Genomic DNA, 12,443 nt, shown 5'->3' with positions numbered 1-12,443 from the left:
GAATTTGATAAAACTATCTATTTTTATAGGGATTATGCTAGAATAACGTTTTTTTTGAGTAAAAAGATATTGGAGGTAAGAGAATTGAAAGGTATGTTTTACAAAAAATTCATTGTAATAGTAACAGTGTTTACACTATTTTGTAGCATAATTGTTACATCTGGAAGAGCAACAGCGGAAACAGTTCCTGCTATAGACGTAAAAGCAGGATCAGCAATTTTAGTAGAAGCAAATTCCGGAAAAATTTTATATGAAAAAAATGCGGATGAATCACTAGCAATTGCTAGTATGACAAAAATGATGAGTGAGTACTTAGTTCATGAAGCGGTGGATAAAGGAAAACTTAAATGGAATCAAAAAGTTAAAATCTCTGAATACGCATATAAGATTTCACAAGATCGCTCATTATCAAACGTTCCATTAGAAAATGGTGGCTCTTATACAGTAAAAGAGTTATATGAGGCAATGGCAATTTACTCTGCAAATGGTGCAACAATTGCTTTAGTTGAAGAAATTGCTGGAAAAGAAGCAGATTTCGTGAAAATGATGAATGATAAGTCAAAAGAGTTTGGAATGAAAAATTACAAATTTGTAAACTCTACAGGCTTAACAAACTATGATTTAAAAGGACATCATCCAGAAGGGACAACTCCAGATGAGAAAAATAAAATGTCCGCAAGGGATTGTGCGATTTTAGCACAACGTCTCGTTCAAGATTTTCCGAAAATATTAGATACAGCAAAAATCCCCAAAAAAACATTCCAAAAGGATGGCAAGTATCCAATTGATATGGTGAATTTTAACATGATGTTAAAAGGTTTAATTAAGCAATACGAAGGTGTAGATGGGTTGAAAACAGGAACTACTCCAGAAGCCGGTGATTGCTTCACTGGTACAGTAGAAAGAAACGGTATGCGTCTAATCTCTGTAGTAATAAAAGCAAACTCTCATACAGCACGTTTTGATGAAACAAAGAAATTATATGATTATGGATTTGCGAATTTTGAAGTGAAGAATATCTACGGAAAAGATTCAGTAGTAAAAGGGCATGAAACAGTGCGAGTTGCAAATGCGAAAGACAAAGATGTAGTAGTTCAAACGAAGCAAGCTGTTTCACTTCCAATGCCAAAGGGCAATAAAGATGTTTATAAAAAAGAATTTAAAGTATCGAATAAAGAACAAGAAGCGCCTATTAAAAAAGGTGTAACAATAAGTAAAATGATTATCTCGCCTAAAGATAATACAGATCCTGGGTTCTTATTAGGTAAATCATTACAAATAGACCTTGTAACAAAATCTGATGTAGAACAAGCAAATTGGTTTACACGTTTTATGCGTAAAATCGGATCTTTCTTTAATGGTATGTGGGATAGTGCGGTTGATATAGTAAAAAACTAGCATAAATTTGTGTCCATAAATTAAAAAACGCTATTCTTTTTGTAGAAATATGCAGAAAGGATGGCGTTTATTATGAATCTTTTGATTTAAAGGGTTCTGGTGCAAAGATAGTTTCATAAAGTTACATGATGAAAAACCACCTACTATTCTATCAAATGACAATAAAAAATTAATATCCGGTACGTATTTCTGTAATTAGATTTTATAAAAATTTAATAAAATCTTTTCTTTGTATTAAATATTTTGTTTTAAATTATGTATATAAAGAAATGGAGGTCAAATTAACTCTGTACTGCTTATATTAGGAATTTAAAGAAACAATATGTACAATTCTCCCACTACATTCGTATAGTGGCCTTTATGAACAGTAAAATTTACAATTTACAAGGAGAACAATTTACAAGGAGAACATTTTATGAGTAAGAGGATAAAAGAATTAGATTCCATACGAGGATTAGCAGCACTTACTGTGGTATTTGGACATTTTTGTTTAATGCTACCATCGTTGCCTAATTCTATTAAATTTTCCCCGCTTAGGTTTTTATGGGCGGGTGGGGAAGCTGTTATCGTTTTTTATGTACTAAGTGGTTTTGTGTTATCTATGGCACTTTATCATTCAAAAACAAATTATTGGGGATATTTAATTAAGAGATTTGTAAGAATCTATATTCCTTATTATTTTTGGATAATCGTTACCTTTGCTTTATTTATTTTATTTTCGCCGTATGAAGTGGTAGGACTACGTGATTGGTTCTATGATAGGTGGCAAGGATCTATAACAAAATTAGATATTATAAACCATTTTGTGCTTCTTACTAACTTTTTTACGGAAAATTATAATCCAGTTATCTGGTCATTGGCTCAAGAAATACGTATATCTATTGTGTTTCCTTTCTTATTCCTTCTTTTTTATAAACTGAGTTGGAAGAAAACGATACTATTTGCTTTGAGCTTTTCTTTCATTAGTGTTTTTCTTAATATGTTGCATATTGGGAAAGCTGAGGGGTTTTATAATGGCTATGCTGATACACTGCATTTTACATCTATGTTTATGGTTGGGATGTTACTTTTTAAGCATCAGGAAAAACTTATCTACTCATATAGGAATATGAAAAAATTTAATAAAGGATTTCTTATTGCACTAGGGATTATTTTATATTTATATTCCATTTTAATTTATGGTATTTCCCGTAATGATACTACTTTCTTATTAAAAGATTGGGGTGTCGTAATGGGTGTTAGTATATTTATTATAATGGCCATGAGTAACCTTAAAGTAAAAGCATTTTTAAATAAGAGTGTGTTTGTATACTTAGGAGAAATTTCATACAGTATCTATTTGTGCCACTTTCCAATCATGATGGTACTATTTAAACTTTTGTATACAAAGATACCTATCTTATTCCTTCTTATTTTGTGCATTACAATGACACTACTTTTTTCTATAGTTTCGTATCATTTAATCGAAAAGAAATGTATCAATTGGGCAAAACAAAGAACAACAAATTTTTTGAAAAAAGTATAATGCCTAGAGAGGTTTTATTTCTTTAGTAAATATACGAATATGACCGATTCCTAAGCATACTTAGGAATCGGTCAATTTTGGATTCTAAATGTAAATATAGTAAAGTGGAATATAATTGAAATCGAAAACCGCTTAGAAATAACAATTACGTTGTGAGCTATTGTATAGTATAGATATAGTTAATACTAAAGGGGGAATACATATGTGGAAGCGATTTGTAGCGATTGGTGATAGTTTTACAGAGGGGATAGGGGATGAAGTTGAGGGAATTGCATTAAAAAGCTGGGTAGATCATTTTGTTCAACTGTCTGTAAACGATATAGAATATGTTAATTTTGCAAAACGGGGGTTAGTAACGAAAGAAATACGCTCACAGCAATTGGAAAAGGCATTAACGTTTAATCCAGATTTGGTTAGTCTAATTGCGGGTGCAAACGATGTATTAAAAGGACGTTGGAATCATCAAGCATATAAGAATGATATGGAATTTATGATAGATAAATTAAGTAAAACAGAAGCTGATATTATTATAGCAAACCTTCCGGATTTTACAGTAAGGCTTCCTTTCGCTTCTGAAAAAAAACAAGGAATAAAGGAACAATTATTAGAGGTAAATGATGTTATACGTTCACTGAGTAGAGAGTATAAGATTCATCATGTTGACTTTTGGAGTCATCCTTTAGTTAATGACAATACGCTTTGGTCTGCGGATTTAATTCATCCAAATTCAAAAGGGTATGTAAAAGTTGCTGAATTAATTCATAATAGTTTACCTGTGCATGACTCTTCTAAATAAGCTTTAGAGTGAACGAATCTCCTTTCGCGTACAGTGTAGAGGTTTTGATGCGAAATAGAAGGATATACAGCACCTATAAATTATACTTTCATTAATTCTTTATATTGTTTATACTTAGTTATTTTCTGTTGTAGGCCCCTTAGTATAAGGGGTCTTTTTTGTTTTAAATATCTACAAAAAAGGTAAGAGCGGAGAACTCAAACTAAAAGGTATTTTAAATGAAATTGTTAAAACAGCACTAATAATGAAACCGATTGCTAAATAGATCCGCTTTATTTGCAAGAATTTTAAAATCTTCCTCTTCGAATGCAACTGAACCATAAATTAATTTCTTTTGTAAATGTGGAACAATCTCATTACTTACACTGTCTATTAAGCGTTACAACATTTTTTATTTAATATATCAAGAAAGGAATAAATATTTTTAACTAAGGGAGAAGATTGAATTGAAAAAATTATGGATGCTGCTTTTCGTTTGTTTCGCAGTTATGTTTGTAGGATGTAATAAAAACGAACCGCCAAAACAAACATTTGAAGAATATATCAATTTATGGAATGATAAAAAATTTGCAAATATGTATGATCATTTATCAGAGCGTGCCAAAAAAACGATTTCTAAAAAGGATTTTACAGAGAAATATCAAAAAATCTATGAGGGTATTGGCGTTAAGAATTTAAAAATTAAAACGAAAGGAGAGAATGCTAAAGATAAAGAGCTTTTTCTTTTTGAAGTTAAGATGGATACGGATGGAGGAACAGTTTCATTTATCCATGAAGCAAAACTTGTGAAAGAAAAAGAATCTTGGAAAATAGATTGGACACCAGATTTCATTTTTCCAGGTATGAAAAAAGATTACAAAGTACGTATGCAAATAGAACAAGGAAAACGCGGAGAAATATATGATCGAAATGGAAAAGGGCTTGTAACGAATGGTAAAGCGTCTGAGGTTGGAATTATTCCAGAGAAACTAGGTGAAATGGCAGCGCAAACGAAAGAAATAGTAGCACAATTACTTGATATGTCTATAGAAGAGGTCGATCAGAAGCTCGCAGCAAAATGGATAAAACCAGATTCCTTTGTACCCATTGGTATTTTAAAAGAGGGAACCAGACAGAATGATTATATTGAATTAGAAGGAGTTTCCTCTCGTCCAGTAAATATTCGTACGTATCCATTAGGAGAAGCGGCGGCACACTTAACTGGATATATAGGAAAGGTGAATGCAGAGGAGTTAAAATCGCTTCAAAAAAAAGGTTATCAAGCAGATGATTTAGTGGGTAAGACTGGTTTAGAGAAGGTATTAGAGAATAAATTGCGTGGTGAAAAGGGTGGACGCGTATTTATGGAAGACGAGAACGGGAAAGAGATTAAAAACGTAGCAAAAAAAGAAGCAAAAGAAGGGGAAAATGTTACGTTAACAATTGATGCTGCAATTCAAGAAAAAATCTTTAATGAGATGAAAAATGAAGCAGGATCAAGTGCAGCGGTCAATCCTAAAACGGGTGAAACTATCGCACTTGTAAGTAGCCCTGCTTATAATCCAAATACAATAGTTAGAGGCGCATCAAAAGCCCAACGAGAAGCATGGAATAACGACTCGAAACTACCAATGATGAATCGTTTTACACAAGCATTTGTACCAGGTTCCGTATTTAAAACGATTACAGGTGCAATTGGTTTGGAAACAAACACAATAAACCCTAAGGAAGAATTTAAAATTCAAGGATTAAAGTGGACAAAAGATTCATCTTGGGGAAATTATTATGTAACACGTGTGAAGGAAGCTAGTCCAATTGATTTTGATAAGGCAATGAAGTACTCTGATAATATTTATTTTGCTCAACAAGCTTTGAAAATGGGAAAAGATCAGTATGTAAATGAATTTAAGAAATACGGATTTCATGAAAAATTACCAATCGAATACGAATTCCCTATTTCAATCATTGCAAGAGATGGAATAAAAAATGATATTCAACTTGCAGATACGGGATATGGACAAGGACAAGTATTAATGACACCACTTCATTTAGCACTAACATATGCACCGATTGTGAATGAGGGAAATATCCCGTCGCCTCATCTTTTAAAAGAAACAAAAGCAGCGGGGAATTGGAAAGAAAAAGTCGTTTCTAAAAAGAATCAAGAGATATTAAAGAGTGCATTAATAAAAGTCATTAATGACCCTGATGGCGCGGGGAGAATTGCTAAAGTTGATGGTGTAACTCTTGCTGGTAAAACTGGTACAGCAGAACTGAAAGAGTCGAAAGAAGCAGACGGAAAAGAACTTGGATGGTTTGCGGCTTTTGATGCAAATGAGCCAGACATGATTGTAACCATGATGATTGAAGATGTAAAAGGAAGAGGGGGGAGTAACGTTCCAGGTGAAAAAGTAAAACACGTTTTTCAGAAATAATACGTAACTATAAGGTAAAATCTTTTACTACATTCATTGTTTGCTTAACACGAAGGTATAAATTGAGCAATACAAAGAACAATTAAGTTTCGAAAAAGCATTCTCCTTAATTGAGAATGCTTTTTTGTTGTGGCTGAATAAAGATGATAACTCATCTTTGTTTTCATCTTTGAAAGGTTGGTATTGCTAATAGTAAATAGAAGAGTAAAACAAATTGAAAGGGACAAGTGAGGGGGAATTATAAACTGTAACAAAACAGTTATGTAGTAAAACATAAATAGAGCACACAAATAAGTATGCTCTAAGAAAAAAGGTGATACAAGTGGAGTGTTGCGTGAAATGTAAAAATAATAATCAGATTTTTTTTGAGTGTATTTTTAACATTGTATGCTTTACTTGTTTTTAGGAGCCTGTCATGTAAAAGAATATATAGATGATTATTTTATGAAAGTAATTGCACACCTTTACATTTTTAGGAGGATTTTTCTATCAAAAAAAGATAAACAATGGAACAAATGAAACTTGTATCTTGTCTATATATTGAAACCATAATAAAAGTGAGGGCAGTTTTATCTTTATTCAAATAAGTTCGAGGTGTGGAAATGGAAGAGACGTTTATTGAAAAGTGTATTCATGATGAGCTTGACTATGTTATAAAAGACTATTGGCAAGATGTATGGAATTATTCATTTATTATTACGAAAGATCCACACTTATCAGATGATATCACGCAAGATGTATTTATAAAGGTATTTAAAAATTGGAATTCATTTCGAAAGGAGTCATCTATTAAAACGTGGATATTAAAAATTACAAGAAATACAGCAATAAACTATTTGAAATCCTCCTATTTTAAAAGGATATCATTAGTAGGTTTTTTTAGTGATGATAAGCAATCTCCATCGGCAGAAAAAGAATTTTTTAATCAAGAGGAAATGAATGAAGTGTGGGATGTTGTATTAAAACTACCTAAAAAACACCGTGAAATAATAATTTTAGACGCGAAATATGAATTATCTTATGAAGAAATGGCCGAAACACTAGGAGTATCCATTGGAACTGTAAAATCTAGATTAAGCCGAGCGAGAAGTAAGGTTTCAAAATTAATAGGGGAGGGTAGTAGTGATGAACAATAAACAAAATCCTGACTGGTATAAACAATTAAAAAAAGGCCCAATGGAGAATCGTAAAGATGAAGAAGAGTTTATTTTTAAAATAAAGCAGTCTATATATGAAAATAATGAAGCGGATCTTGTAAAACATAAAAGACCGTTTCGTAAAAGAGCATTGCCTATAGTAGTTGTTTTGGTTTGTACAATGTTATTTGTTATCGTTCAACAACCATGGCTTGATGATAATAAATCACCGGTCCAAAGTAGTACACAAATTAAGCCTAAAACTAAAGATGAGTCTGCTCAAGATCCAACATTAAAACAATTTATGAATGAATTATATCAAAGTACAAATTCAAAAAATGAAAATGACTTGTATAGAGCGTTAAATGATGAAGTTCTATTTAAAGGGAAGAGTTATAAGAAGGATGAATTGAAGTTTGATGAAGATATTTTTCATGAGTTGCAAGTCGCTCTTACAATGGGGGGAGAATTTGCAAATGATACAAAAAAAGTATACAAAGTACCAAGTGGATTGACAGAAAGTAACCAACCAAAGCAAGCGCATTTTATATATGCAACTGTTACTGGAAATAAAACGAAAATTTTAGCTGAACCAAAGCGAGAATCACAAGTTTTATATGAAGTATCTAATGAAATGGTAAAAGCTTGGATTCCAGAAAAAGTGCAAAATGATGGATATATAAAAATATCGACAATTAACGGTAATACTGGATATGTACAAAAAGAGTATGTTTTAACTGATATTAAGTATTCATTTATGTTCGAAAAGAATGATAATGGTGATTGGAAAATAATAAATATAGATTCTATATGGTAAAAGAGGAAGGTTCATTTTAATGAACCTTCCTCTTTGTTATTATCTTTTTTTTGAAGTGTATGCCAAGACTTTAAAATTTCCGATGTAACGAGAGCAGCGATGTTTTTTTCTGAATTACTAACAGGAATAACGACAGAAATGGCGATTTGTGGATCTTCGGTAGGAGCATATGCAATGAAAAGAGAATGATTTATCATTTTTTCTTGCTCATTCGGAAAACCTGTAATACCCGTTTTACCTGCGACATGGAAGGGTAAGTTTTTAATTTCCTCTATATTTTGGCTCATCCCACCTTGCACGACACTCCAAAATTTCACCGGGTAACGATTTGAACTTTCTAAAATTGGTTTAAACTTTTTTGTTTCCTTACCATTTTGATCAATAATAGCACTTACGATTTGAGGTTTATATTTATCACCTTTACTTGCTAAAGTTGCTGCATATTGAGCAAGTTGAAGAGGAGTGTGTACTTCATTTCCTCCCCAAGAGGCATTTAATAGGGCGGAGATACCATTTTCAAACTTGTTTGTTGGATGAAATTCATATTGTCCGTCTTCTTCAAAAGGTAAATCAACCCCGGTTTTAGAACGAAGGCCAAATTGCTTTAAATACTCTGTCCATATATGTGCAACTTTTTCTATATTCCCATTATTTTGGTTGAATAAGGGTAGAGCTACTTTTGCTGTCATAAATGTGTTAGATGAATTAATGATAGCCTGCCTTGGTGTAATCTCACCTGTTGGGGTTCCAGGTGCATTCGTAATGTTATTTTGATTATCATATTGAAAAGTACCTTTATCTAAATAAGTATCTTCAGGTTGAAAAAGCTTTTCGTTTAATCCAATTAAAATAGTAAGTGGCTTTATAGTTGAGGCCATATTTACATAAGATTCACCATACTTTAATTTTTGAATTGCTTTATTTTGCGAAAGTGATTTAATGTTTTCGTTTTTAGATGATACATGTGTATTTAATGTATTTGGATCAAACACTGCCGAGTTGGCCATAGTTAAAATTGCGCCAGTTTTTACATCGGTTACTACAACATAACCAGCTTTAGCATCACGTATTTTCTTAATTTGAGATCTTAATGCTTCCTCTGTTTTTTGTTGCAATTTAGAGTCTAAAGCTAGCTGGACATCTTTTCCTTTTTGAACTTTTTGAATGTTCCATAAGAATTTTTTATTATTCATTTTAAAAATCAGTGTTTTTCCGGGTTTTCCTTTTAAATCATTTTCATATTGAAGCTCAATCCCACTTTTTCCAACAGGTCCATACTTAGAATTAAGGTCATTTTCTACATACCCAATTAGCTGTGAACCAACTTCGTGTTTAGGATAATATCGAATCCATTCATCTTTAATTATTACATTATTGGGTTTGTTCTTGTTTATGAATGTAAGTTCACTCTCATTTATGTCAGAGTATAACGGTAAATCATTCATAGTCTGCTTTTTACAAGATTGTTGTAATTGTGATTTTATGTCCTCTGCCGAAATGTCATGTTGAAACTCGTTTGAAAATTGATTAAAAAAAGCTAATGTGTTTAAGGTATCTTGATTCGATACCTTTTCATCATTAGAAGTGCAATATAGAGACTTAACTTTCTTATTTGTAGCTAGTATTACACCATTTTGATCGGAAATTTTTCCTCTTTCAACTGAAGAAGTTGCGATAGTAATTGAGATGAAGTTGATTTTTAATAAAATTAGTAAAATCAAACCTACAATAGAAAGAACCGCAAAAAATCTCCATCTTTTTATATGTAACATATAACCCTCCCTTATGTAGCCTATTTCATCTTATAGTTAATTATTTTTTTTGTAAATGTGGAACAATTTTATTATTTAGGTTGTCTATTAAGTATAACAGCATGAAGAAAGGAATAATTAGTATGAAAAGTTACTAGCAAGTCTATGTGTAAGCTTAATATGAGTCATTATACAGTTTAGCATTTCTAATGCAAGCAATAAAAAAATAGAGAGAAAAACAGGAAAGGGGATTTATCAATTACGCGGCTAAACGAAGAAGGCTTGATGCTTACAAGGATGTAGAAAAAAAGATAAGACACTATTTATAACTGAATGGTGATTTCTAATATATAGGGAACGTATTTATTTACTAAGTATTAGTGAGGAGTTCCGGAAGAATTATATGGAGGATTTATGAAAAAACAAAAAGAAAAAAAGCAGCAGACATATATATCTATTCGATTAAATATAATGTTCCTTTGCATATTTCTACTATTCTCAGCCATTATTATGCAGCTAGGAAAAGTACAAATCGTTGAGGGAGAGGCTTATAAGAACCAAGTGGAGAGCAGTCAAAATGAAACAACTAGTATACCAGTTCCACGTGGACAAATACTAGATCGAGAAGGGAAAGCAGTCGTTAATAATAAATCTCTTCGCACAATTACGTATACAAGGGTGAAAGGGATTACGAGTGAAGATATTTTAAAAACAGCAAAAGACTTAGCGAAAGTACTTGAAATGCCCGAACAAGATATAAATAAGTTAACTGAAATCGATAAAAAAGATTTTTGGATGCAGTTGAATACGAAACGTGCGGAGACAAAGATTACTAAAAAAGATATAGAAAAGTTTAAAGAAAAGGGAATAGAGGGAAAAGAGTTAGATAAAAAAATAGAAGACTTAAGACGAAGTCGCGTTACAGAAGTAGAATTGGCAGAATTAACAGCACAAGATTTAAAGGTGTTAGCTATTAAAAGTAAAATGAGTTCAGGTTATCAACTGACACCACAAATTATTAAAAAAGATGTAACAGATGAAGAGTATGCACGGATAAGTGAAAAGCTTATGGAGTTCCCAGGAGTAGATGCAACGGTTGATTGGGAACGTAATTACGTAAATGGTAATTTATTTCGTTCCGTGTTAGGTAATATTACGAGTAGTGAAGAAGGATTACCGAAAGAAAACTTAGATTCTTATTTGGTACGTGGATATAACCGAAATGATCGTGTAGGAAAAAGTTATATTGAACAACGATATGAAGATGTCTTGCACGGTGCAAAAGAAGAAGTGAAAAATATTACTGATAAATCAGGAAACATTATAAACACAGAAATCATCTCTAAAGGAAAAAGTGGTAATAGTTTAACATTAACGATTGATATGGAATTACAAAAGAAAGTGGAAGAAAGTATAGAGAAAAATTTGAGAGCGTTTAAGAGTTCAGAGCCACTGTTGGACCGAGCTTTTGTCGTCATGACGAATCCAAATAACGGACAGATTTTATCTATGGCAGGCAAAAAGATTGTAGAAAAAGAAGGGAAAATAGAGATTGAGGATTTGGCATTAGGTAACATGACAACTTCGTATGAGCTAGGGTCAGCTGTAAAAGGTGCAACTGTATTAACTGGATATGAGACAGGGGCAATACAGCCAGGAGATCAATTTTATGATGCACCTATGAAATTTAAAGGTACACAAGCTAAGAAATCGTGGAATGTATCCGGATTTGGTAATATTAATGATTTACGAGCGCTACAAGTATCTTCGAATGTATACATGTTCCAGACAGCTTTAAAAATTGCGGGAGTTAATTACGTACCAAATGGTTCGTTGGATATAAAACAAGGAGCATTTGATACGATGCGCTATTATTTTAAACAATTTGGATTAGGAGTTCCAACAGGTATTGATTTACCGAATGAAATAGTTGGACAAACTAGAAAAGTAGATAGTCAGCCTGGGTTTTTACTAGATTTTTCTATCGGGCAGTATGATACGTATACACCGTTGCAATTGGCGCAATATATTTCAACGATTGCTAATGGAGGTTATAGAATGCAACCTCAAATTGTACAAGAAATACGAGAGCAATCAATAAAAGAAGAAGTTGGTAAAGTTATACGCTCTATAGAGCCTGTCGTATTAAATCGAATTGATATGAAGACAGAATATATTGATCGAATAAAAGAAGGGTTTAGATGGGTATTCCAAGAAGGTGATGGAACTGGCGTGAAATATTTCAAAAATGCTCCATATAAACCAGCAGGAAAGACAGGGACAGCTCAAACTGTATATGGTGGGGATGATCCAATTGGTAGAAATGCGAAAGGGGAACGTATGGAATGTTACAACTTAACGTTAGTTGGATACGCCCCATATGATAATCCAGAAGTAGCATTCTCAGTAGTAGTCCCATGGCTTCATGATGATAAAAATGGTATTAATTCTATAATTGGAAAGGAAGTTTTAGATGTATACTTTGATTTGAAAAAGCAACGTATACAAGGTGAAACTGCTAGTACAGAGAGTTCGAATCAAAATCATTAATAATTGTGTACTTTTCTCAGGGGAAGAGATCCTGTTTATATAAAAGCTTTTATAAG

The 12,443-nt window shown here is 32.3% G+C and carries 8 protein-coding genes; 7 read left to right on the top strand and 1 reads right to left on the bottom strand.

Annotated features, from left to right (window positions below; translation table 11 throughout):
* Positions 1-84: 84 nt before the first annotated feature.
* From MKO96_RS02635 to MKO96_RS02610, 6 genes are all read left to right on the top strand, one after another.
* The gene (locus MKO96_RS02635; protein WP_276314050.1) at positions 85-1,398 is read left to right on the top strand and encodes a D-alanyl-D-alanine carboxypeptidase family protein; all 1,314 of its coding nucleotides are present in this window, start codon (positions 85-87) and stop codon (positions 1,396-1,398) included.
* A 415-nt stretch (positions 1,399-1,813) separates the two neighbouring features.
* Complete coding sequence (locus MKO96_RS02630) at positions 1,814-2,923, top strand: acyltransferase family protein (protein WP_240586571.1); 1,110 nt, start codon at positions 1,814-1,816, stop codon at positions 2,921-2,923.
* Positions 2,924-3,125: 202 nt separating this feature from the next.
* Complete coding sequence (locus tag MKO96_RS02625; protein ID WP_240586570.1) at positions 3,126-3,719, top strand: SGNH/GDSL hydrolase family protein; 594 nt, start codon at positions 3,126-3,128, stop codon at positions 3,717-3,719.
* A 446-nt stretch (positions 3,720-4,165) separates the two neighbouring features.
* Positions 4,166-6,133, top strand: a complete 1,968-nt coding sequence (locus tag MKO96_RS02620) for a penicillin-binding transpeptidase domain-containing protein (protein ID WP_240586569.1) — start codon at positions 4,166-4,168, stop codon at positions 6,131-6,133.
* Between the two features lie 602 nt (positions 6,134-6,735).
* On the top strand, positions 6,736-7,269 hold the full coding sequence (locus MKO96_RS02615) for an RNA polymerase sigma factor (RefSeq protein ID WP_000393076.1): 534 nt from the start codon (positions 6,736-6,738) through the stop codon (positions 7,267-7,269).
* A complete protein-coding gene (locus MKO96_RS02610) occupies positions 7,259-8,086 on the top strand; it encodes an SH3 domain-containing protein (RefSeq protein ID WP_001060749.1) in 828 nt (275 codons plus the stop codon). The genes MKO96_RS02615 and MKO96_RS02610 overlap by 11 nt, the downstream gene beginning before the upstream one ends.
* Before the next feature lie 11 nt (positions 8,087-8,097).
* Here MKO96_RS02610 and MKO96_RS02605 read toward each other — a convergent pair whose 3' ends face one another.
* Positions 8,098-9,858 (bottom strand): peptidoglycan D,D-transpeptidase FtsI family protein, encoded by a 1,761-nt coding sequence (locus tag MKO96_RS02605; protein WP_240586568.1) that lies wholly within the window; start codon positions 9,856-9,858, stop codon positions 8,098-8,100.
* Positions 9,859-10,251: 393 nt separating this feature from the next.
* Here MKO96_RS02605 and MKO96_RS02600 point away from each other — a divergent pair, with 393 nt between their 5' ends.
* Positions 10,252-12,387, top strand: coding sequence for a peptidoglycan D,D-transpeptidase FtsI family protein (locus MKO96_RS02600; protein ID WP_240586567.1), 2,136 nt, complete (start codon positions 10,252-10,254; stop codon positions 12,385-12,387).
* Positions 12,388-12,443 lie beyond the last annotated feature (56 nt).

It is taken from the genome of Bacillus sp. ES1-5, from assembly GCF_022487605.1.
GTDB classification, from domain to species: Bacteria; Bacillota; Bacilli; order Bacillales; family Bacillaceae_G; genus Bacillus_A; species Bacillus_A wiedmannii.
The sequence above is the reverse complement of the archived record's forward strand: the minus strand, read 5'-3'. Positions and strand labels throughout refer to the sequence as shown.

Coding starts and splice junctions, on each gene's coding strand:
- MKO96_RS02600 (WP_240586567.1), top strand. CDS start 10,252: ATGAAAAAACAAAAAGAAAAAAAGCAGCAGACATATATATCTATTCGA.
- MKO96_RS02605 (WP_240586568.1), bottom strand. CDS start 9,858: ATGTTACATATAAAAAGATGGAGATTTTTTGCGGTTCTTTCTATTGTA.
- MKO96_RS02630 (WP_240586571.1), top strand. CDS start 1,814: ATGAGTAAGAGGATAAAAGAATTAGATTCCATACGAGGATTAGCAGCA.
- MKO96_RS02625 (WP_240586570.1), top strand. CDS start 3,126: ATGTGGAAGCGATTTGTAGCGATTGGTGATAGTTTTACAGAGGGGATA.
- MKO96_RS02615 (WP_000393076.1), top strand. CDS start 6,736: ATGGAAGAGACGTTTATTGAAAAGTGTATTCATGATGAGCTTGACTAT.
- MKO96_RS02610 (WP_001060749.1), top strand. CDS start 7,259: ATGAACAATAAACAAAATCCTGACTGGTATAAACAATTAAAAAAAGGC.